Raw genomic sequence first — 22697 nt, 5'->3', positions numbered from 1 at the left:
ACGGAATCGGCTCCGTGGCAGCACGGATTCCGCTGGCGGTTGTGCCCCTGTTTCCGGCGGAGGATCCTGAGTAGATCGGGTAGTCGGAGGCTGTTCGATGACACCTCGCACGATCGCGCTCATCAGTGGCGTGACGGCCTGCGCCGCCGCGTTGAGTGTCGCCGTGGTGCTGTCGGTCGACTGGTCGGAGGCGGCGCTCTACGACCCGGCCCGGATTCTGCTGCTCGGTCCGCGCGAGGCCTTCGCGGCGGCGCAGCATTCGCCGAAGTTCGGCAAGCTGGAGCTCACGCTGTTCCTGCTGACCGGGGCGTCGTTCGTGGCGTCGGGGCTGTTCACCTGGACGAACCGGCCGCACGATCTCGCCGGGCCGCTGTTCGTGCTCGCCGGTCTGGTCTGGCTGGCCTGCGGTGTCCGCCGATCCAGCGACCCCGCGCTGTTCACCGCGGGCGCGGTACTGACGAATATCTATCTGCCGGTGATGATTCCGGTGCTGCTCGGCTTCCCGTCGGGGCGGCTGCGGCAATCCTGGGAACGCTGGTATGTGGCGGTGTGCTGGGTGCTGGCCGTGGTCGGGGTGTCGGCCGAGTGGCTGTTCTTCGATCCGCGGGAGGTGCCCGCGCCGCACCCGTCGACCTCGGTCAACCTGTTGCTGATCCGCCATGACGCGGCGCTGGCCGATCGGATCCAGCTCACCGTCGGCGCGATCGCCTTCGTCGTCGCCGTGACCGCGATCGTCGTCGTGATCCGGCGCTGGCGATCCGGCACCGCGGCGTATCGGTCGGGCTTCGCGCCCATCATGATGCTGGCGACGGTCGCCGGCGTGGCCATCCTGTGGATGATGCTGACCGCCGTCCGGTTCCCCGGCTCGCTGCACGGCTGGACCCTGAATCTGCGCTACATCCCGATGGTGCTGCTGCCGATGGCCATCGCGTTCGGACAGGTGCGGTACCGGATGGCGCGCGCCGCCGTGGGTGCCGCCATGGTCGAGATCGGCGCGGCCCCGATCAGTTCCGGCTTCGCCGAGGCACTGCGCCGCGCACTGCACGACCCCACCCTCGCCCTGTGGACCTTCGACGCCGAGCGCGGCGGTTACGTCGACGACCAGGGCAAACTCCGCGAACTGCCGCGTGGGCCCGGCCACCGGGTGGCGACCGTCCTCGAACGCGACGGCGCCGCGGCGGCCGCCCTCGTCTACGACCGGCAATTGCGGAACGAACCCGAACTGCTGGCCGCCGTGCGCGGCGCGACCGAACTCGCGCTCGACCACGAACGCCTGCGCAACGATCTGCAGACCCAGCTCGCCGAGGTCCGCCGCTCCAGGGAGCGCATCGTGGCCGCGGGCGACGCCGAACGCCGCCGCGTCGAACGCGATCTGCACGACGGCGCGCAGCAACGGCTGGTCGCCGCGGCACTGCTGCTGCGCCGGGCCCAGCGCGCCCCCGACACCGCGACCCGAGGCGACCTGGTCACCCGCGGCGCCGCCGAGCTCGATACCGCGCTCGGCGAACTGCGCGAGCTGGCCAGGGGCGTGTTCCCGCCGATCCTGGCCGAACGCGGTCTCACGGCCGCGCTGACCTCGCTCGCCGAACGCTCCCCCATCCCCGTGCGCATCCGCGGCACGCTGGCCCCGCGGCCGCCGCCCGGGGTGGAATTGGCCGCGTATTTCATCGCCGCCGAGGCGGTCACCAACGCGGCCAAGCATTCCGGCGGAACGCACGTCGATATCGACGTGGAGGTCGTCGACAACGCCGTGCGGCTGGTGATCGCCGACGACGGCCGGGGCGGCGCCTGCCTCGGCCCCGGCGGCGGGCTCAGCGGCCTCGATGATCGCGCGGCGGCGCTCGGCGGCAGTCTGCTGGTCGACAGCCCGCCCGGCGCGGGCACGGTCCTCACCGCGACGCTGCCCCTGCACCCGGAGAACACGACATGAGCGACCTCGAACCCGGGACGGTCTTCGCCGGCTACACGATCGAGCGGACGCTCGGGTCGGGTGGCATGGGCACGGTCTACGCGGCCCGGCACCCGACCCTGCCCCGCACCGTCGCACTCAAGGTGCTGCATCCCGCGCTCACCGGTGACGACTACGTCCGCACCCGCTTCGAATTCGAAGCCGACCACGCCGCCCGCCTCGACCATCCCGCCATCGTGGCGGTCTACGACCGTGGCCGCGAGGGTGATCGGCTCTGGATCGCGATGCAGCTGGTGGCGGGCACCGATGCGGCGCGGCTGCTGCGCGACGGGCCGGTCGCGCCGGAGCGGGCGGTGCACATCGTCGAAACGGTCGCGGCGGGACTCGACTACGCGCATCGGGCCGGGGTGTTCCACCGCGACGTCAACCCGGCGAACATCCTGCTGGCCGCGGCCACCGAGCCGAACGCGGCCGAACGGGTGCTGCTGACGGACTTCGGCATCGCCAAGGCGCTCGACGACACCGTGAATCTGACCGCCGCCGGGATGCTGGTGGCCACCCTCCGCTACGCGGCGCCCGAACAGATCGAGGGCCGGACCATCGATCACCGCGCCGACGAATACTCGCTGGGCTGCACGCTGTTCCACCTGCTCACCGGCAGTCCGCCCTATCCGGGACCGAGCCAGGCCGCCATCATGAACGGTCATCTCAACGGACCGATTCCGCAGCCGAGCGCCCTGCTGCCCGCCCTGCCGAAAGCCTTCGACGCGGTGCTCGCCAGGGCGATGGCGAAGAGCCCGGCCGACCGGTATCCGAGCTGCGGCGAGTTCGCCGCCGCGGCTGGAGCGGTGCTCACCGCGGCCGCCGACACCACCACCGAACACCCGGCCGCCGAGCCGCGCCTGCGGGTCGTGCTCGCCGACGACTCCGCACTGCTGCGCCAGGGCATCGCCCGGCTGCTCGAGGACGAGGGCATGGAGGTGGCGGGCCAGGCGGCCGACGCGGTGGCCCTGCTGCGGCTGGTCCGGGCGCACCGGCCCGATGTCGCCGTGGTCGACATCAGGATGCCGCCGACCTGCACCACCGAGGGCATCGACGCCGCGGTCGCCATCCGCCGCGACTATCCCGAGACGGCGGTGCTGCTGCTCTCGCAGTACATCGAGACCGAGAACGTGCTCGATCTGCTGTCCGGCGGCGCCCGCAGCCTCGGCTACCTGCTCAAGGACCGGGTCTCCGATATCGACGAGTTCGTAACGGCGCTGGAGCGGGTCGCCGCGGGCGGCTCGGCGATCGACCCCGACCTGGTCGGCCGCCTGGTCTCGCGACCGCACCACGGCGCCCTGCCGCTGGACGAACTCTCCCCGCGCGAGCGCGAGGTGCTGCGGCTGATGGCCGAAGGACGGTCCAACCGGGCGATCGGCGCCGCGCTGTTCCTGGGCGAGCGCACGATCGAAACCCATGTCCGCAGCATCTTCGCCAAGCTCGGCCTCCAGCCCGAACCCGACGACCACCGCCGCGTCCTCGCGGTCCTGACCCACCTCCGGGTCGAGACCTGACTAGCCGACGATCATGCACATCAGGTCGTAGAGCGGCGGCTTCTCGACGCTGCCGGTGGCGAACAGCACCTGCGCGATCGGCGAGCAGATCAGCGCGGTCTCCGACGATCCCGATCCGCCCTGCGCGGACCCCGTACCGCCCTGCGACGACCCGGACTCGGCGACCGGCGTGGGCGCGACGGGAGCGGCGGAGGCGACGGCGGGCGCGGACAGCAGCGCACAGGACAGGACGGCGGCGGTAGCGATCTTCTTCATGCGCCAAGGGAACACGACACCGCCACCCCACAAGAGTGAAATCCACATATTTCACCCATCTTCCGGCGACCGCGCGCGCCCACCGGCCGAATTGTCGGTGCGGCCTGCGATCCTGGGGATCCATCGACCACGGGGGGACGGATCAATGACCTACGACGACTGCGGCTGGCACTCGGACACCACCACGGAACTCGGCCTGGACAGCGAGGCGGGCGCGACCCATATCGGGATGTTCTACGCGTGGGCGGTCGCCCACGACCTGCATTCGCCGACCGTGCTCGTCTGGGGCGAACCGGAACCCCGGCCGCGGCCGGAGCTGGCGGCGCTGCGCGAACGCACGAAGACACCCGGCCGCTATCTACTCGACCACTGCTGCGGAGAACTGAACGAGGGCGACCTCAACGCCCGCGGCCAGGCGTTCGCCGCGGCCGCCTACCGCCAGTACCTGCGCGCCTACGACTTCATCCCGGAGGTCGCGCGGTACGAGACCACCTACCACGTCCCCGACACCTGGGAAACCTACGACGCCGTCGCGGCCCTGCTCGACGAAGCCTGGGCGGAATGGCAGGCGCACACCGGCTGACCCGTGCCACGAACGCGCGAAGGCACGGACTCCCGAGGGAAGTCCGTGCCTTCGTTCGTTATTCGCCTAGGTGGCTGCGCTCACGAGGAGCGCGGGCTCACCAGGAGCTCTTGTGCACGCCCGGGAGCTCGCCACGGTGGGCCATCTCGCGCAGGCACACGCGGCACAGGCCGAACTTGCGGTACACCGCGTGGGGGCGGCCGCAACGCTGGCAGCGGGTGTAGGCGCGGACCGCGAACTTCGGCTTGGCGTTGGCCTTGTTGACCAGTGCTTTCTTGGCCATGTGCTCAGTTCTCCTTGAACGGGAAGCCGAGGTGCTTGAGCAGCGCACGGCCTTCTTCGTTGTTGGTCGCAGTGGTCACCACGGTGATGTCCATACCGCGCGGGCGGTCGATGGAATCCACGTCGATCTCGTGGAACATCGACTGCTCGCTGAGGCCGAACGTGTAGTTGCCGTTGCCGTCGAACTGCTTCGGCGACAGACCGCGGAAGTCGCGGATACGCGGCAGCGCGATGGAGACCAGGCGATCCAGGAACTCCCACATGCGGTCGCCACGGAGGGTGACCTTGGCGCCGATCGGCATGCCCTCACGGAGCTTGAACTGCGCGATCGACTTGGTCGCCTTGCGGACCTCCGGCTTCTGACCGGTGATCAGCTCGAGGTCCTTGATGGCACCGTTGATCAGCTTCGCGTCACGGGCGGCGTCACCGACACCCATGTTCACGACGACCTTGACGACGCCCGGGATCTGCATCACGTTGGCGTACTCGAACTCGCTGTTCAGCGCGTCCTTGATCTCGGCGCGGTAGCGCGCCTTCAGCCGGGGCTGAGTCTGCTCAGAGGTGGTCATGTCAGATGTCCTTCCCGTTCTTACGGGAGATCCGAACCCGCTTGCCGGTCTCTTCGTCGGTGCGGTAGCCGACGCGGGTCGGGTTACCGTCGGAGTCGACGACCATCACGTTGGAAACCTGGATGGGGGCTTCCTGGGTCACGATGCCACCCGAGGAGGCGCCACGCTGGTTCGCGGAATCCGCGACGTGCTTCTTGATGCGGTTCACGCCTTCGACGAGAACCTTGCCGGTCGCCGGGTAGGCCTGGATGACCTTGCCCTTGGCGCCCTTGTCCTTGCCCGAGATGACGAGGACGGTGTCACCCTTGTGCACCTTCATGGTCAGAGCACCTCCGGGGCCAGCGAAACGATCTTCATGAAGCGCTTGTCGCGCAGCTCACGGCCGACGGGGCCGAAGATGCGGGTGCCGCGAGGATCGTTGTCCGGCTTGATCAGCACGGCAGCGTTCTCGTCGAACTTGATGTAGGAACCGTCCGGACGGCGGCGCTCCTTGACGGTGCGCACGACGACGGCCTTGACGACGTCGCCCTTCTTGACGTTCGCGCCGGGGATGGCGTCCTTGACGGTGGCGACGATGATGTCACCGATACCGGCATAGCGACGCGACGAGCCACCGAGCACGCGGATGCAAAGGATTTCCTTCGCCCCGGTGTTGTCGGCGACGCGCAGTCGCGACTCCTGCTGAATCACTTCAGCACCTCCTGGACCTGGATGTATACGTACGCCGGATTGCCGACCCGACGCACATGGTCAGTCGCCCTCCGGACGCGCGCCTGCCAGCGGAAATACCTACCACTGGGGGTTCACTGCCGGATTGCGGGCGCAGAGCTCCCGCAGGCAACCGGTCTAGTGTAGGTGAATCCCCAGGTCGACCCAAATCGGGGGTCGCTCCCGCGAATCTGAAGCAGATATGTTTCAAACCTCTGTGGGCGCGGTCACGCCGTTGCTACGGTCGCCCTGCTCGTCGAGGTACGAGCGGATGAGGAGTCGCACATGCACATCACCCTGCCGACCACCCGCCGGATCGCGACCACCGCGAGCGCCTTCGCCGCCGTGCTCGCCCTGGCCACGCCGCACGCCGCCGCGGGCCCGATCATCGACATGCTCACCGACACCCTCACCGTCGGCTGCACCTCCAAGATCGATGTCGTCGGCCTCGACGACTACGTCGGCGCGCAGGTGGACTTCGTCGCCAACGGCAAGTTCTTCGCCAGCGACACCGTCGACCTGGAGGTGACCGTCGGCGGCGCCACCGTGGCCAAGGCTACCGCCTACTACCACGTGGAGACCGAGGTCGAGGTGCAGCTCTCGCTGCTGCTGCACGCCACCGGCGCGCCGCTGGTCACCAAGCGGGTGCCCACCGTCGCGAAGATCCTGAACGCGGGCAGCGGCCTGGCCTGCGACCTGGCCACCGGCAGCGCCGGCCTCTCCTCGGACTAGCCCGCACCACCGCTACCTCCCCCGATCGGCCCGCCCGCCGGTAGCCTGGGCGGATCGCAACGAGCAGGGGTGCGGCTGCCGCATCGGGGAAGGAAAACCAGTGACATCGTCCGGTCGTCCGTCGGTCGTGGATCGGCGCGCATTCCTGATCGCCATGGGCCTGGTGCCCGTGGCCGCCGCGCTGGCCTCCTGCACCTCGGATTCCCCCGAAGTGCAGCTCACCGGCGTGGACATGGGTGGCGGCGATCCGGCGATCCGCCCGCAGGACGACCTGTACCGCCACGTCAACGGCGCCTGGCTGCGCGACTACCAGCTGCCCCCGGACAAGGCCTCGGTCGGCGCGATCACCGACGCCAACGACCGCACCCTCGCCCAGCTGCGCGAGATCATCGAGGGCATCGAGAACCCGAAGCCGGGGACCGAGGCCCAGCAGATCAAGGACCTCTACGACGCCCGCCTCGACCTCGACGAGATCGAGCGCCTCGGCATCACGCCGCTCAACGGCCTGTTCACCGCGCTCGACCAGGCGGCGGGCAAGCCCGAGCTGGCCAGGATCATGGCCGAGGCGCCGATCTCCGGGCTGATCGGCATGGGCATCGGCATCGACCGCAAGAACTCCAAGGCCTACATCCCGAGCGTCAGCCAGGCCGGGCTCACCCTGGGCGAGCAGTACTACCGCAAGCCCGAGTTCGCGACACAGCTGGCGGGCTACCAGACCTACCTCGAGCAGCTGGCCAAGGGCCTCGGCATGGCCGACCCGGCCGGGGTCGCGCAGCGCACCGTCGACCTGGAGAAGCGGATCGCCGCCAACCACTGGGACAGCGTGCGCCTGCGCAACACCGACGCCACCTACAACCTGATGAGCTGGCAGGAGCTGACCGCGCTCGGCCCGCAGTTCGACTGGGATCCGTGGCTGGCGGGCATGACCGACCGGCCCAAGTCGCTGTTCGACAAGATGGTCGTCGGCCAGCCGTCGTTCGTCACCGCGGCCGCGCAGCTGTGGAGCGAGGTCGACGTCGCCCAGTGGCGCGACTACCTCAAGCTGCAGATCGCCAACACCTACGCGCGCTTCCTGCCCAAGGCGATCGCCGACGCGCGCTTCGACTTCGTCGGCCGGGTGCTCAGCGGCCTGGAGGAGAAGCCGGAGATGTGGCGCTCCGCGGTGGGCGTCGTCGACGACAATCTCGGCGAACCGCTGGGCAAGCTGTACGTGGACAAGCACTTCCCGCCCGCGGCCAAGGAACGCGCCATGGTGATGGTCGACGACCTGCGCGCCGCCTACCGCGACAACTTCACCAACTCGACGTGGATGTCGCAGCCCACCCGCGAGGCCTCGATCGCCAAGCTGGACAAGATCGTCGCCCAGATCGGCTACCCCGACAAGTGGGTCGACTACTCGTCGGTGCGGGTGACCCGCGGCAAGCTGATCGAGTCCCTCATCGCCATCAACGCGTTCGAGTCCAAGCGCGCGTTCGCCCGGCTCGGCACCGAGGTGGACAAGTCGGAGTGGAGCATGTCGCCGCAGACGGTGAACGCCTACTACAGCCCGACCACCAACCAGATCGTCTTCCCCGCCGCCTACCTGCAGCCGCCGTTCTTCGACAAGGACGCCCAGGACGCGGTCAACTACGGCGCCGTCGGCTCGACGATCGGCCACGAGATCGGGCACGGCTTCGACGACCAGGGCTCCAAGTACGACGGCGACGGCAACCGCCGCGACTGGTGGACCCCGGAGGATCGCGCCGCCTTCGACGCCAAGACCCAGCAGCTCATCGAGCAGTACGACGTCCTGGTCCCCGAGGGCGCGCCCGAAGGACAGCACGTCAACGGCGCCCTCACCGTCGGCGAGAACCTGGCCGACCTGCGCGGCCTGCAGATCGCGCTGGCGGCGTACCAGAAGGTCGCCCAGCGCACCGGCGCGCAGCCCGATTTCCGCACCATGTTCTTCTCCTGGGCGCGGCAGTGGCGCGACAAGCAGACCGAGGAGGCGACCCTGCAGTCGCTGCAGGACACCCACTCGCCCAACGAGTTCCGCTGCAACCAGGTCGTCCGCAATATCGGCGAGTTCTACACCACCTTCGAGGTGAAGGACGGCGACAAGCTGTTCATGCCGCAGGATCAGCGAGTGACACTCTAGGGACGATTCCCCCTCCGAAACCGACGTAGGTTAGCCTAGGCTGACCTACGCTGGAACCGGCTCACGCGAGCCGATCGAGGACCTTCCTCGATGAAGGAGGATGCAACGATGACGTCTGTTCGGACTTCGCGCGGCTGGCGGCGCGCGGCCGTGGCCGCACTCGCCGGTGCGCTCGCCTTCGGCGTCGCCGCCTGCGGTTCCAGCGACGATGCCGCGGGCTCGGGCGAGCCGGTCACCGTCACCCATGCCAGGGGCGAGACCACCGTCACCGGGACGCCGACGAAGATCGTCGCCCTGGGCAACCAGTGGCTCGACACCACGCTGGCGCTCGGCGTGGTCCCCGTCGGCTACATCGACAATGTCTCCGCGGTCTCCAAGAGCACCCCGCCGTGGGAGCCGGAGAGCCTGAAGTCGGCCAAGGCCCTCAACACCACGGGCAGCATCGCCGAGCAGGTCGCCGCGCTGGAGCCGGACCTGATCCTGGCCGATCCGTTCATCGCCGACCAGAAGACCTACGACGAGCTGTCCAAGATCGCGCCGACGCTGCCCGCGCTGACCAAGGACGCCGTCAGCCCGTGGCAGGACCAGGTCACCGCGCTGGGCAAGGTGCTGCACAAGGAATCCGACGCGACCGCGGTGATCAAGAAGGTCGACGACAAGCTCGCCGCGATCAGCGCCGCCAACCCGGGCCTGAAGGGCAAGACCTTCGCCAGCACCTGGCTGGCCAGCCCCGCGCAGCTGATGGTGCTGACCGACCCCAACGACGGCTCGGCCAAGGTCTTCACCCAGCTGGGCATGGGCATCCCGGCCAACCTCACCGCGCAGCCGTCCAACCAGGGCCGCCTTGCGCTCTCGCCGGAGCGCGTCGACGAGCTGTCCGCCGACCTGCTGCTGGCCGGCTACTCCCCCGGCCTGGACGAGAAGTACCGCCAGCTGCCCGGCTACAACGAGCTGCCGTCGGTGCGGAAGGGCTCGGTGGTCTTCCTGACCACGCAGGAGATCAGCGCCATCAACCAGCCTTCCGCGCTGTCGGTGCCCTACATCCTCGACAAGCTGGGCCCCGCCTTCGCCGCCGCGGCGAAGTAGCACCTCCCCCACCACGTTCGACCCAGCAAGGACTGCGCCGTGCTCGCCTCCACGTATCCCGCCCAGACCCGATTCTCGCTGCGCGCCGGAGTCACCTGCCTCACCACCCCGGCCGGGGCGGTGCTGCTGAATCCGCCGCGCAATGTGAAGCTGACCGGGCTGGGCGCGGGTGCGCTGCAGGCGTTGAAGACGCTGAACCAGGGCCCGGCGACGGCGGCCGAGATGTCGACCGCCGCCGCCGGTGACGACATCACCGGGCTCATGCGCAAGCTCACCGACGGCGGCTGGCTGGCCGTCACGGTGCGCGACGGCGGCCGCGACCTCTACAGCATCCGCCCGTTCGCCGAACCGGCGCCGCGTCCCGAGGTGGCCCTGCCGAGCTGGTCGGCGACGCTGTCGAAGTTCGCCGTACTGCACCGCGACGCCCAGGGTTTCGTGCTCGAGCACCCGCGGGCGTGGTGCGATCTGCGCATCCACGATCCGCGGCTGCTCGCACTGCTCGACGGCCCGATGGCGGCCGACTCGCCGGTGCCCGCCGCGGTGAAGTCGCAGTTCATGGCCGATCTGCAGTGGTGCGGTTTCCTCGTCGACGGCGACGAGGAGGAGCACGAGTTCAGCACCCGCTCCTGGAGCGCCCCCGACCTGTGGTTCCACCGCCGCAGCACCCTCGGCGCCCGCACGGTGACCTGGGACGACTTCGGCCCGACCCGCTGGGCCGACGGCCGCTTCCCCGAATTGCCCGCCCGCCGCGCGCCGTTCGCCGGCGAGCCGATCGCCCTGGCCCGCCCCGACCTCGACGGCCTGCGCGCCGCCGACCCCAGCCTGACCGCCACGCTCGAGGATCGCGTGTCCACCCGCGCCTTCGACGACGCGGCCCCGATCACCGCCGACCAGCTGGGCGAACTGCTGTTCCGCAGCGCCCGCACCCGCGCCGACGGCTCCCGCCCCTACCCCTCCGGCGGCGGCGCCTACGAGCTCGAGATCTACCCGGTGATCCGCAATGTCGCAGGCCTGGCCACCGGGATGTACCACTACGACTCGGTCGACCACGTCCTGCGTCCGGTCGCCCCCGCCGACTCCCCCGCGGTCCAGAAGCTGCTGAAGGCCACCTCGGCCACCCTGGCCGGCGGCGCCGAACCCCAGGTCCTGCTGCTGGTCTCGGCCCGCGCGGGCCGGGTCATGTGGAGCTACGAGCAGGTCGCCTACGCCAATATCCTCAAGCACGTCGGCGTCCTCATGCAGACCTTCTACCTCACCGCCACCGCCATGAACCTCGGCGTCGTCGCCCAGGGCTTCAGCGACACCACCGCCTTCGCCACCGCCACCGGCCTCGACGAACTCGAGGAATGCAATGTCGGCAGCATCATCGTGGGCTCGCGGAGCGTCTGAAACCCGCACGAGATCAACATCACCTCGCGGAACCATCGGCGCGTTTCGCGCGTCCAACCTTTCGACGTGCTTCCTATCGGATCGAGGGGTTCATGAACGAGGACTGGTCGGCGCCGACCCGTGCGGCCAACGACGCGTTGCGCGCGCAGGTCGACGCGATGCTCGACTCGTTCACCGCCGACAAGTCCGCCCTGCTCGACGCGCAGCGGCGCGCGACCGAACCGGTCAGTGTCTGGTCGGAGGACAACCTGGTCCGGGTCACCGGCACCATCGCCGGTGTCAGCGAGGTGCACATCGAGCCCGACGCCTTCAAACGGTCGACCCCGGACTCCCTCGGCCGCTCGGTCACCGAGGCCATCACCGCCATGCGGATCGCGGTGACCCAGCTCCAGGAGCAGGCGATGGCGCCCATCGCGAATCTGACCGGCCAGCTCCCCGACCTGCCCGATCTGGTCCCTGGCGCCGTCAGCGTGAAAGACCTGATCGCCCAGCTGACTTCGCCGCCCGCCGAGGCGGAGCCCGAGGCTCCGCGCCGTCTGGTCGAGGACTCCGACGACGACGAGGGCGACTACTTCCGCAACCAGAGCTACCTGCGGTGACGCTGGAAGTCGACCCGCAGGCACTGCGCGCCACCCAACCGTCGTTCACCTCTGTCGCCGACACCATCACCACCGCGGCCGCCGCGCTGGCGAGCGTGATCACCGGCGAAGGCGAATGCTGGGGCACCGACGAGATCGGCCAGGCCTTCGCCAAGAACTACACCCCCGGGGTCGATTCCAGATGAGCTGCAATGGGTAGCGAAATGGATTCTCGGCGTGGGTGATCGGCCCGAGGGCGACGAGACCGCGATGCGCCTCGTCGCCGAAGCCTGGACGTCCATGGCACGGGCGAGTGTTGACGTACCGGATCCAGGTGAGCCGTCGGTGGGCTACGGCCCACAACCATCATCGGGTCGTGACCTGCGCGGATCTCGGGATAAGGACACTAGTGGCCATCTACCTGGTTGTTCGACTTGCTGCGGAGACCGAGAGTGCGGTGACGTATCAATTCGGCGGGGTCGAGCATCGGTTCGAGCGTGAGCTGACGATCGGCAAGACGGACTATTCGGTGGTGTTCGCGGACGGGAAGGAAGATCACCTCGGGGTGCTGGCGGCCGGTCTGGTGATCAGCCGCCACCGCGCTGAAGGGGTGTGGGCGCGATTCGTCAGCAGACAGTCATGAGCCATCGGCTCCGTCCGAAGCACCGCCGCCGGTGGTCATCAGGACTGGGGTGGCGTTCACACCACTGACGGCGCACCACTCCTTTCGCGTTCTGCCCGCCGATCTCTGACGTGTCGGCCGCTGTGCGCGCCGACAAGTCAGATCTCCGGGCTACTTCCCGCGCAAGCCGAAAGGGTTGCCGTCGGGGTCGGCAAGGACACAGATCCGCAGGCCGGGGGCCACTTCGCGGGGGGCGGAGCGGTCGGTGGCGCCGTTGGCGAGCAGGGCGGTGCGGGTGGCGTCGAGGTCTTCGACGTCGGTCATGGCGACCGGGCCTTCCGCCACGTCGCCCTGGGGGTTGAGGCTCACCTCGAAGCCTTCGACGTTGTAGCCGACGTAGTAGGGCTCGTCGGTGTGCGGGGTGCCGTAGAGGGCGGTGTAGACCTTCTTGGCGGATTCCAGGTTGGCGACGGGGATGACGACGGCGCCGATGGCTGGGCTCATCTTGGCTTCCTTCCGAAGGGTGTCGGTGAAGATCGTGATGCTCCGTCAGCCAGCCTAACCACCGGAAACGACGAAAGCGGGCAGCGTGGGCTGCCCGCTGTCGTCGGTGTCTCGGTCAGATGGCGTCGGCCAGGGCGGCCAGCGCGGCGGTCCAGTGTGCGGCGAAGCGTGCTGCCTCGGCTTCGGAGAACAGGGCCGTGCTCCAGCGGAAGTTGGTGGTCAGGGCCGGGCCGTCGGGGGTGGTGCCGATGCCGGCGATGACGTCGACCGCGTAGCGCAGCGGCAGATCGGGCTCGGGGTCGAGCGGCAGGGCCGTGTCGTGCGCGCCGACCAGCAGGGACCAGGGGTTGCCCTCGGTGCCGGACAGGTCGATGCGGCCCAGGTAGTTGAACTCGACCTGGGGTTCGGCCGCGGCGTGGAGTTCGGGGACGCGGTCGACGTAGCGGAGCAGGCCGTAATCGAGGCCCTGGTTGGGGATTTCGCGCAGGTGGGTCGTGACGCCGTCCAGCAGGGCGCGGGCGGCGGCCGGATCCGCTTGCGCGCGAGCGACATCCACCGCGTCGTCGCCGACGCCGAGGCGGACGGGGAAGACGCTGGTGAACCAGCCGAGGGTGTTGGCGGTGTCGGTGCCGAGTTCGGCGTCGGCGCGGCCGTGGCCCTCCAGCGCGATCAACGCGCCTGCGGCTGGGTCGTTTCCGTTGTCGGCGTGCACCGAGGCCATGGTCATGGTGAGGGCGGTCAGCAGCAGTTCGCGCACACCCTCGTCCTTGCCGACATGGGCCAGCAGGCGTTCGGTCAGGGCGACCGGTGTCGCGACCGTGCTGACGCGCAGAGTGGACCAGGTGTCGGTGGCCGGGGCGGGCAGCCGAGCGCCGAGCGCGGCGTCGGGCGCGCTCACCTGGGCGGCCCAATAGTCGCGCTGGGCGAGCACTTCCGGTTCGGTGGCGCGCTGCCACATGGTCTCGGACCACTGCCGGTAGGAGGTGAACTCGGGCAGCATCTTCGGTGTCACGCCGGACTGGACCTGCTGCCAGGCGGCGGCCAGGCCGTCGATCATGATGTGCCACGACACGACATCGACGGCGAGGTGGTGGATCGCCAGCAGCAGGACACCTTCGGCGTCGGCGGGGAACCACACCGCGCGCACCAGTTCGCCGGCGCGCGGGTCGATCGCGTCGTTGGCGGTGCGCGCGAATTCGGTGATGGCCGAGTCGAGTTCGGCACCGGCGAGGCCACGCGGCGCCTCGATGACGACATCGGCGGCCCGCACCGCGCCGGGCGCCCTGGTGACCAGGCGCGGTCCGTCGGGGGTGTCGGTGAGCACGGCGCGCAGGGTGTCGTGCGCGTCGAGCAGGGCTTGCAGCGTGGCGTCCAGTCCGGCGCGGTCGATGCCCGCGGGCAGGCGGAGCAGGGCGGTCTGGGTGAAGCGGCGGTAGTTGCCGTACTCGTACATCCACGACACCACCGGCAGCGGCGGCACCACGCCGTAGGCGTCGGCACCGGACTGGGCGGCGACGGCCGGGCCGTCGTCGGCAGCGGCGGCGAGTTCGCGAATCGTCGGGCAGGCCAGCACCATGCGCGGGTTGAGCGCGATGCCGCGCCGTCTGGCCTTGTTGACCAGCGAGATCGCGACGATGCTGTCGACGCCGAGCTCGTAGAAGTCGGCGTCGACGCCGGGGGCGCGGCCGTCGAACAGTTCGGCGAAGACCTCGCTGAGCGCGATCTCGGTGGGGGTCTCGGCGGCGGCGCTGCCGTCGACGGCCGCGAGGGTCTGTTCGGCGAGTTCGTGCAGGGCGTGACCGTCGAGCTTGCCGTTGACGTTCACCGGCAGCTGTTCGAGGACGACGATCCGCGCGGGAATCATGTACGCGGGCAGGCGCTGCGCCAGATCCGCGCGCACCCGGCTCACGACCACCGCGCGCCCCGCCTTGCCGACCACGAAACCGACCAGCGACGCGCCACCGGCGCGGCGCACCACGGTGACCGCGGCGGTGTCGATATCGGCCGAGCGGCGCAGCGCGGTCTCGATCTCGCCGACCTCGATGCGGTAGCCGCGCACCTTGACCTGCGCGTCGGCGCGGCCCAGGTAGCCGAAGCGGCCGCCGGGCAGCCTGCGCACGAGGTCGCCGGTGCGGTACATGCGCTGACCGGGGCGATGCGGGTCGGCGCAGAAGCGGTCGGCGGTGATGGCGGGCTTGCCGAGGTAGCCGCGGGCCAGCTGCGTGCCGGACAGGTAGAGCTCGCCGACGATGCCGGGCGGCACCGGGCGCAGCCGCGAGTCCAGGACGTAGCCGACCATGCCGCCGTTGGCGGTGCCGATGGTCGGGATCGCCGAGGTGGCGACCGGGGCGACGACCGCCTCGACGGTGGTCTCGGTGGGGCCGTAGCAGTTGTAGACGGCGGTGCCGGGCAGGGCGCGCAGGCGGGCCCAGAGGGCGGTGTCGATGGCCTCGCCGCCGAGGGCGAGCACCGGCAGTTCCCGGTCGAGCAGGCCCGCCGCCGCCAGCTGCGCCAGCATGGACGGGGTGGTGTCGATCATGTCGATGCCGAATTCGGCCATGCCTGCGACGATCCGGTGCGCGTCGCGCATCTCCTCGGCGTCGAACAGGTGCAGGGCCTGACCGGCGAAGAAGCCGACCATCGGCTGCCAGGACGCGTCGAACCCGAGCGACCACGCGTGCGCGACCCGCAGCGGGCGGCCGAGTTTCGCCATCGCGGGGCGGTAGAAGCGTTCCAGATGGTCGGCGAAGTAGCCGGCCAGGGCGGCATTGGTGCCGACGACGCCCTTGGGCTCGCCGGTCGAGCCGGAGGTGAAGATGATGTAGGCGCTGTGCTCGAGCTCGCGGCGCACGGCGGGGGCCTGGGCGGGGCGCGCGGCGACGCGGTCGACGACGGCGGGGTCGTCGACCAGCAGTACCGCAATCGATAGCCGATCGGCCTGTGCCGAGTCCTCCCCGGCAGGCCCCGAGGGAGCGACGCCGTCGAGCAGCGCGCGGTCCTCGCCGAGGACGACGGCGAGCGCCGGGTTCGACTGGCGCAGAATCGATGCGATGCGACTCGCGGGCAGGGTGATGTCGACCGGCACGTACGCGGCGCCAGCGGCGAAGGTCGCCAAGATGGCGACGATCGACGCGGTGCCGCGCGGGAGCATCAGCGCGACAACGGTTTCCGGGCCGACACCGTTGGCGGCGAACTCCCCCGCCAGCCGGCAGGCCTGATCGCGCAGCTCGCCGTAGGTGAAGACCTCACCAGCGGTGGTGGTCAGCGCGGTCGCGTCGGGCGTCTCGGCGGCCTGGCGCTCGAACAGCTCCCACGGCGTCGAAGTCGGCGCTGGCACGAGATCGGTTGCCGCCGCGCGCAGTTCGGCGTGTTCGTCGGCGGTGAGCAGATCGATCGCGTCGAGCGTGGCCGCGGCGTCGAGCTCGGGCAGCGCGCGCAGCACCGCGACCAGGCGGGCGCCGAGATCGGCGGGATCGAGGTGGCCGAGCAGGGCCGGGATCGCCTCGACGAGAACGAGCAGATCGCCGTCGCTCAGGTGCGAGACGACAGTGAGCGGGTAGTGCGCCAGACTCTCCATCTCGATCGGCCGGAACCGCGCGCCGTCGGGGGCGGTGACGGTCTGGATGGCGTCGTCGATGGGGGCGTTCTCGAAGACGAACAGGGTGTCGAACAGCGAGCCGTGCCCGGCCGCGCGCTGCAATGCCGACAGGCTGAGGTAGCCGATGTCGCGCATGGCGGCCGAATCCCGTTGCAGGCGTGCGCACTGCGCGACGACCGGCTCGGCCGGGTCGAGCCGGTGCACGACCGGGACGGTGTTGATGAACAGCCCGACCATGCCCTCCACGCCCGCGAGCTTCTCGGGGCGGCCGGAGATGGTGGTGCCGTACACGACGTCGCGCCGATCGGTGATCCGGCCGAGCAGCAGCGTCCAGGCGAACTGGACGGCGGTATTGAGCGTCATGCCGTTGGCGCGCGCCCACTGCTGCAACCGCGCGGTCTCGGTGGCGGACAGGCGAAGCCGCGTGGTCTGGGGCACGGCGGAGCCGCGCTCGCCGGTGCCGTCGGCCAGGACCAGCGGCGCGCTGACCTGCCCCAGGTACTCGGCCCATCGGCGGGCGGCGGCGTCGTGGTCCTGGGCGCCGAGCCAGCCGATGTAGTCGCGGTACGGGCGCGGGGCGGGCAGCCCGGCGAGGCTGCCGCCCGCCTGGTAGACGGCGAGCAGTTCGGTGAAGAACACCGCCACCGCCCAGCCGTCCATCAGGATGTGGTGCGCGGTGAGGATCATCCGCCTGCGCGGCTCGGGCGCGTCGGTGACGTTCAGCAGCAGCACCCGCAGGGCCGGACCGCGACTCAGCGCGAACGGCACCCGGCGCTCGGATTCGGCGATCGCGTCGAATTCCGCTGTCCGCGCGTCACGCTCGGCCCAGGGCAGCTCGGCGCGCGACGGGATGATCTGCACCGGCTTGGGCACATCGGTGTCCCAGAACGCGGCGCGCAGGTTCGGATGCCGGTCGAGCATCGCCTGCGCGCTGCGGCGCAGCAGGTCGGGATCGAGCGGGCCATCGATGTCGACCACGAATTGCATCGTGTACAGGTCGATCTCGGTGCCCGCCAGACGCGACAGCGAGAAGAGCCCCTCCTGCAGCGGGCTCAGCGCCAGCACGTCCTCGATCTGCGGGGCACTCATGCGATGTCCTTCCGTACCTGCGTGTTCACTAACCCTGCGCCTGCCAGGCCGCCGTCAGCGCCGACAGCGCGTCGGCTTCCAGGCCCGAGGCGCTCATCGGCGCGTGCGAGACCTGTTCGGGTTCCTCGGCATTCGGCTGCTCCGCGGCGGCGGCCGCGTCGACGGCGGCGGCCAGTTCGGTGATCGTGAAGTGCTCGAACACCATCTGCGGGGTCAGCGGCAGGCCGAGGGCGGCGGCGCGGGCCGACCACTGGATCGAGATGACGCTGTCGCCGCCGAGGGCGAAGAAGCCGTCCTCACCGGTGACGTCGTCGATCTCGAGCAGTTCCTCGATCAGCGCGATGAGCTGACGCTCGGTCTCGGAGTCGGCCGCGCCCGCACCCGCGGTGGTGGCCGCGGCGATCGGGGCCGGTGCGGCGAGCAGCCGGTCCAGGTCGGCCTGCGGCAGCACCCGCAGCTCGGCGACCGGCAGGTCCGGCGTCTCGGCGAAGGCGCGCAGGGTGGCGGCCAGCGCGTCCGCGATCAGGGCGGCGGTGGCCGGGTCGTAGAGGTCGGCGTTGACGACGACGCGCACGTCCATGCCGCCGTCGGCGGTCACGTTCAGGCTCAGGTTCAGATCGAGGAACGAGACGTCGAAGTCGGCGGGCAGCACGGTCACCGTCGAGGCGCCCGAGGACGCGAACGGCAGCGTGGCCGGTGCCCAGTCCGCACCACGGAAGTGGATCATGCTCTGGAACAACGGGTTCCGCGAGCGCGAGCGGCGCGGGTTGAGCGCCTCCACGAGCCGCTCGATCGGCAGCTCCTGGTGCGCGTTGGCGTCGAGGACGACATCGCGGGCCGCGCGCACGGTGTCACGCAGGGTGGGTGTGCCCGACAGGTCGTTGCGCAGCACCACCATGTTGGCGAACAGGCCGATCAGGGCGGTGGTCGCCGAATCGGTGCGGGCCGCGACGGGGGTGCCGAGCGAGATGTCGGTGCCGCCGCCGAGCGCGTGCAGGAGCGTGGCGACGGCCGCCTCGCACACCATGAACTCGGTGGCGCCGCTGCGCAGCGCCAGCGCCTCCAGCCCGGAGCGCACGCTCGCGGGCAGCGAGAAGGTGACCACCTCACCGCGCTTGCCGAGCACCGGCGGACGCTGCCGGTCGTGCGCGACCGAGATCTCCTCGGGCACGTCGGCCAGCTTCGTCTTCCAGTAGTCGATCTGGGCCAGCGCGAACTCGCTCGGCGCGGCCTGGTCGAACAGCTCGCGCTGCCACAGGGCGTAGTCGGCGAACTGGATCGGCAGCGGGCTCCAGCCCGGGGCGCCGCCCTGCTCACCGCGGGCCCGGTAGGCGACGGTCAGGTCGTCGAGCAGCACGCCGAAGGACGCGTGGTCGGCGACGATGTGGTGCACCAGCAGCGAGAGCACGTGGGTGTCGGCGTCCAGGACGAGCAGTTCGGCGCGGATCAGCGGCTCACCGTCGAGGGTGAACGCGTATCCGGCGATGGCCGCGAGTTCCGCGGTGAGGTCGGCGGGCGCGATCTCGCGGATCGGCAGCGGCACGGCGGTGGCGGGGTGCACCACCTGGTACGGGATGCCGTCGTGCTCGGGGAAGGTGGTGCGCAGCGACTCGTGCCGGGCGACGACGTCGTCGAGCGCCGAACGCAGCGCCGCGATGTCGAGCGCGCCGTCGAACCGCAGGGCCAGCGGCAGATTGCCGACCGAGCCGGCACCCTCCATCCGGTACTGGAACCACATGGCCAGCTGCGAGTACGACAGCGGGACGCGCTCGCCGCGCGGCCTGCCGCCGATCGCCGGACGGCCCGGATTCGCCTGCGGGGCAGCGGTATCGACCACCACCACCTGCTCCTCGACGATCTCGTCGTCGGCGTCGACGGCGTCGAGGTCGAGGTCGAACTCGGCCAGGAAGCGGGCCACCAGGTTCGCGGCCAGCGCGGCCGGGGTCGGGCTGTCGAAGACGACGCGAACGTCGAGCTCGACGCCGAACTCCGCGCGCACCTGGGCGACCAGCCGGGCGGCGAGCAGCGAATGCCCGCCCAGCTCGAAGAACGAGTCCTCCGCGCTGACCTCGTCGAGCCCGAACAGCGTGCCGAACAGGGCGCACATCTTGCGCTCGGTCGCGGTGGCGGGCGCGCGGTGGGCGCGCACGACGGCGGGGGTCGCGGTGGGCAGCGCGCGCTTGTCGAGCTTGCCGTTGACGGTCAGCGGGATCTCCGGGATCATCGCGAAGGCGCTGGGCACCATGTATTCCGGCAGCCCGGTCGCGGCGAAGGCGTGCACCTGCTCGAGGTCGATCGACGCGTCGGCGGGCACCACGTAGGCGGCCAGCATGGCGCCGACGGCGGGGTCATCGGTGACGACGACGACGCAGTGCGCGACGGCGGGATGCGCGGCGATCGCGGCCTCGACCTCGCCGAGTTCGATCCGGAAGCCACGCACCTTCACCTGCTCGTCGGCGCGGCCGACGAACTCCAGCTCACCGAAGCTGTTGCGGCGCACCAGGTCACCGGAGCGGTAGAGCCGCGCGCCCGGGGTGAACGGGTCGGCGACGAAGCGCTGCGCGCTCAGCGCGGGACGGTCCAGGTAGCCGCGGGCCAGCTGGTCGCCGCCGAGGTAGAGCTCGCCGACCACGCCGTCGGGCACCAGGTGCAGGGCCTCGTCGAGGACATAGGTGTAGACGTTGCGGTTGGGGATGCCGATCGGCACCACGCCGGTGCCCTGCGGGCCTGCGACCGGCATGTGGGTCGAGCAGACCACGGCCTCGGTCGGGCCGTAGTGGTTGCGCAGTTCGGCGTCGAGGGTGTTGGCGAAGCGGTCGGCGACCTCGCCGGGCAGCGCCTCACCGCCGACCGGGACCTGCCGCAGCGACTGCCACTCGCTCACTTCGGGCAGCAGCAGGAAGGTGCTCAGCATCGAAGGCACCATGTGCAGCACGGTGACCTGGCGCTGGGTGATCAGGTCGGCGACATAGCGGATATCGCGGAAAGCGTTGGGCATGGGCACGATCAGCTGCGCGCCGACCGTGAGGGTGATGGCGATGTCGACCAGCGAGGCGTCGAAGCTCACCGAGGACGACTGCATCAGCCGGTCCTCGGCGGACATGCTCCAGTCGGCGGTGAAGCACACGATGTGCTCGGCGATCGCGGCGTGCGGCACCGGGACGCCCTTGGGCTTGCCGGTGGAGCCGGAGGTGTAGATGACGTAGGCGAGGTTGGCGGGCAGCAGCGGGCGCAGCCGGTCCGCGTCGGTCGGCGTGGTCGCGGGCAGTTCGGCCGCGATCGACTCCGCGGCCGCCAGCTCCACGGCACCGAGCAGCAGCCGGGGACGCGCGTCCTCGACCAGGTACTCGATCCGGTCCTCGGGGTAGGCCGGGTCGATCGGCAGGTACGCGCCGCCCGCCTTCAGCACGGCGAGCACGGCGACGATGAACTCCACCGAGGTGCCCAGGCGCAGCCCGACGATGTCCTCGGTGCCGATGCCCTGCCCGATCAGCCAGTGCGCCAGCCGGTTCGCGCGCGCGTGCAGCTCGCCGTAGCTGAGCTCGATGTCGTCGGAGGCGAGCGCGGGCGCGTCGGGGGTGGCGGCCGCCGCGGCCTCGAACAGCGCGATGAGAGTGGTCGGCGGCTGGTCGACGAGCACGCCGTGCGAGCGCTCCAGTAGCGCGGCGCGGTCGTCGGCGCCGAGCATGTCGAGGTCGGCGAGCCTGCGCCGCGGGTCGCGCAGGGCGGCGTCGAGGAGCCTGCCGAAGTGCGCGAGCAGCTGCTCGACGAGGGATTCGGCGAGCACGTCGGTCTGGTACTCGGCCTCGACCACGGCGGTGCCGTCGTCTTCGAGCACGATCGCCAGCGACAGCGGCACCTGCGCGCTCACCGCGCCCAGTTCGAGCTGGGTGGAGGTGACGCCGTCGATCGCGAACCCGTCGGCGCTCTTGCGCACGCTGAAGCCGAGGCGGACCAGCTGGTCCATGCCGTCCCGGCCGGCCACGCGGTCCGGATTCGCCTCGCGCACCACGCGATCGATGCCGACGCCGCGCCGGGCGAACCCGCCGGCGCAGGTGTCGCGCACGGCGGCGACGAGCTGGGCGAAGTCGTCCCGGTCGCCGAAGGTGGCGCGCAGCAGCAGGGTGTTGCCGAAGTAGCCGATGAGCTGCTCGGTGCCCGCCGGGCGATCGGTGACCGGGATTGAGACGAGGAAGTCGTCGGCGGCGGTGTAGCGGTGCACCAGGGCGTCGAAACCGGCCAGCAGCACCATGAACGGGGTCGCGGCGTGCTCGCGCGCGAACTGCTCGGTGCGGGCGACCAGGTCGGCCGACAGGCGGTGGGTGCGGCGCTGGGCCTGCCTGCCGGGGGCCGCGGCGGGCGAGCCGGGCAGTTCCAGCGGCTCGGGCAGCGGGCGCAGGGCCGCGCGCCAGTAGTCGACATCGGCCTCGGCCGCCTCGGCGGTGGACGCGATCGCGGCGAACTGGACTGTGGCGCCCGCGCCGGACCCGGCGCGGTAGGCGGCGTTGAGCTCGGCGAAGAACACCGACCAGGAGTCGTCGTCCCAGCAGATGTGGTGGATGGCGAACAGCACGACGTGCTCGTCGGCGCCGGTCCGGATCAGGGTGGCGCGCACCGGCAGTTCGGTGCCGAGGGCGAAGGGGCGGCCGAACTCGCGCCGGGCCAGCACCTCCACCCGCAGGTCACGGCCGGATTCGGCGAGGTCGGTCAGGTCGTGGGTCTGCCACGGCGCGCGGGCGTCGTCGGTGAACACCTGGAACGGCTCGCCCTCGGCGTCCGCGCCGTAGGTGGTGCGCAAGATGTCGTGGCGGGCCACCACGGTGTCGAACGCGGCGTGCAGGCGCTCGCCGTCGAGCGGGCCGGTGAGCCGGTAGGCGACACAGATGGACAGGGCGGTGTCGTCGGCGTCGCGGGTCTGCAGGAACCACATCCGGCGCTGGCCGGGGGTGAGCGGACGGTGCTCCCCCGCCGCGATGCGCGGCACGGCGACGGGTTCGGGGGTGGCGGCGGCCATGCCGCTCGCGCGCAGCTTCTGCTGGAGCAGCAGCTTGCGGCGCTCCGCGACGGACAGGGTGGCTTCGGTGTCAGACATGTTCGTTC

General features: G+C 70.7%; 18 protein-coding genes. 10 read left to right on the top strand and 8 right to left on the bottom strand.

Annotated features, from left to right (window positions below; all coding sequences use genetic code 11):
* Positions 1-97 precede the first annotated feature (97 nt).
* Both AB0L91_RS16140 and AB0L91_RS16135 read left to right on the top strand, forming a co-directional pair.
* Positions 98-1930, top strand: a complete 1833-nt coding sequence (locus tag AB0L91_RS16140) for an ATP-binding protein (protein ID WP_365010606.1) — start codon at positions 98-100, stop codon at positions 1928-1930.
* Positions 1927-3465 carry a protein kinase gene (locus AB0L91_RS16135; RefSeq protein WP_365010603.1) on the top strand — a complete coding sequence of 513 codons (1539 nt, stop codon included), beginning with the start codon at positions 1927-1929 and terminating at the stop codon, positions 3463-3465. Before AB0L91_RS16140 ends, AB0L91_RS16135 begins: the two co-directional genes overlap by 4 nt.
* On the opposite strand, the gene AB0L91_RS16130 is transcribed toward AB0L91_RS16135, so the two are convergent.
* The gene (locus tag AB0L91_RS16130; RefSeq protein ID WP_365010601.1) at positions 3466-3720 is read right to left on the bottom strand and encodes a hypothetical protein; all 255 of its coding nucleotides are present in this window, start codon (positions 3718-3720) and stop codon (positions 3466-3468) included.
* A gap of 145 nt (positions 3721-3865) precedes the next feature.
* Here AB0L91_RS16130 and AB0L91_RS16125 point away from each other — a divergent pair, with 145 nt between their 5' ends.
* A complete protein-coding gene (locus tag AB0L91_RS16125) occupies positions 3866-4303 on the top strand; it encodes a hypothetical protein (RefSeq protein ID WP_365010598.1) in 438 nt (145 codons plus the stop codon).
* A 97-nt stretch (positions 4304-4400) separates the two neighbouring features.
* Here the strand turns inward: AB0L91_RS16125 and AB0L91_RS16120 are convergent, their stop codons facing one another.
* Genes AB0L91_RS16120 through rplN form a run of 4 tightly spaced genes read right to left on the bottom strand, consistent with a single transcriptional unit; the run spans position 4401 to position 5844 of the window.
* Positions 4401-4586, bottom strand: a complete 186-nt coding sequence (locus AB0L91_RS16120; protein WP_014981705.1) for a type Z 30S ribosomal protein S14 — start codon at positions 4584-4586, stop codon at positions 4401-4403.
* 4 nt (positions 4587-4590) lie between these two features.
* The gene (gene rplE / locus AB0L91_RS16115; RefSeq protein ID WP_019045062.1) at positions 4591-5154 is read right to left on the bottom strand and encodes a 50S ribosomal protein L5; all 564 of its coding nucleotides are present in this window, start codon (positions 5152-5154) and stop codon (positions 4591-4593) included.
* A 1-nt stretch (position 5155) separates the two neighbouring features.
* Positions 5156-5473: a 50S ribosomal protein L24 gene (rplX, locus tag AB0L91_RS16110; RefSeq protein ID WP_019045061.1), complete on the bottom strand. Its 318-nt coding sequence runs from the start codon at positions 5471-5473 to the stop codon at positions 5156-5158.
* Positions 5474-5475: 2 nt separating this feature from the next.
* The gene (gene rplN / locus AB0L91_RS16105) at positions 5476-5844 is read right to left on the bottom strand and encodes a 50S ribosomal protein L14 (protein ID WP_043647623.1); all 369 of its coding nucleotides are present in this window, start codon (positions 5842-5844) and stop codon (positions 5476-5478) included.
* Positions 5845-6147: 303 nt separating this feature from the next.
* On the opposite strand from rplN, the gene AB0L91_RS16100 reads away from it, so the two are divergent.
* The 7 genes from AB0L91_RS16100 (at position 6148) to AB0L91_RS16070 (ending at position 12427) form a co-directional block, all read left to right on the top strand.
* Complete coding sequence (locus AB0L91_RS16100; RefSeq protein ID WP_355271284.1) at positions 6148-6594, top strand: hypothetical protein; 447 nt, start codon at positions 6148-6150, stop codon at positions 6592-6594.
* A 100-nt stretch (positions 6595-6694) separates the two neighbouring features.
* Positions 6695-8731, top strand: coding sequence for a M13 family metallopeptidase (locus AB0L91_RS16095; protein WP_365010594.1), 2037 nt, complete (start codon positions 6695-6697; stop codon positions 8729-8731).
* Between the two features lie 108 nt (positions 8732-8839).
* Positions 8840-9817 carry an ABC transporter substrate-binding protein gene (locus tag AB0L91_RS16090; protein ID WP_365010591.1) on the top strand — a complete coding sequence of 326 codons (978 nt, stop codon included), beginning with the start codon at positions 8840-8842 and terminating at the stop codon, positions 9815-9817.
* 39 nt (positions 9818-9856) lie between these two features.
* Entirely contained in the window at positions 9857-11206 is a 1350-nt protein-coding gene (locus AB0L91_RS16085) for a SagB family peptide dehydrogenase (protein ID WP_365010589.1), read from the top strand.
* A 92-nt stretch (positions 11207-11298) separates the two neighbouring features.
* Positions 11299-11805, top strand: coding sequence for a YbaB/EbfC family nucleoid-associated protein (locus AB0L91_RS16080; protein ID WP_365010587.1), 507 nt, complete (start codon positions 11299-11301; stop codon positions 11803-11805).
* The gene (locus AB0L91_RS16075) at positions 11802-11990 is read left to right on the top strand and encodes a hypothetical protein (protein WP_365010585.1); all 189 of its coding nucleotides are present in this window, start codon (positions 11802-11804) and stop codon (positions 11988-11990) included. Before AB0L91_RS16080 ends, AB0L91_RS16075 begins: the two co-directional genes overlap by 4 nt.
* A 203-nt stretch (positions 11991-12193) precedes the next feature.
* Positions 12194-12427 carry a hypothetical protein gene (locus AB0L91_RS16070; RefSeq protein WP_365010583.1) on the top strand — a complete coding sequence of 78 codons (234 nt, stop codon included), beginning with the start codon at positions 12194-12196 and terminating at the stop codon, positions 12425-12427.
* A 150-nt stretch (positions 12428-12577) separates the two neighbouring features.
* Here the strand turns inward: AB0L91_RS16070 and AB0L91_RS16065 are convergent, their stop codons facing one another.
* The 3 genes from AB0L91_RS16065 to AB0L91_RS16055 form a co-directional block, all read right to left on the bottom strand.
* The gene (locus AB0L91_RS16065; RefSeq protein WP_355271262.1) at positions 12578-12910 is read right to left on the bottom strand and encodes a VOC family protein; all 333 of its coding nucleotides are present in this window, start codon (positions 12908-12910) and stop codon (positions 12578-12580) included.
* A 115-nt stretch (positions 12911-13025) separates the two neighbouring features.
* The gene (locus tag AB0L91_RS16060) at positions 13026-17597 is read right to left on the bottom strand and encodes an amino acid adenylation domain-containing protein (protein WP_365010580.1); all 4572 of its coding nucleotides are present in this window, start codon (positions 17595-17597) and stop codon (positions 13026-13028) included.
* 28 nt (positions 17598-17625) lie between these two features.
* Positions 17626-22689 (bottom strand): amino acid adenylation domain-containing protein, encoded by a 5064-nt coding sequence (locus AB0L91_RS16055; RefSeq protein ID WP_365010577.1) that lies wholly within the window; start codon positions 22687-22689, stop codon positions 17626-17628.
* Between the last annotated feature and the right edge of the window lie 8 nt (positions 22690-22697).

This window comes from Nocardia sp. NPDC051833 (assembly GCF_040681225.1).
Lineage (GTDB): Bacteria > Actinomycetota > Actinomycetes > Mycobacteriales > Mycobacteriaceae > Nocardia.
Note: the sequence above shows the minus strand (reverse complement) of the source record. Positions and strands in the feature narration are given on the sequence as shown.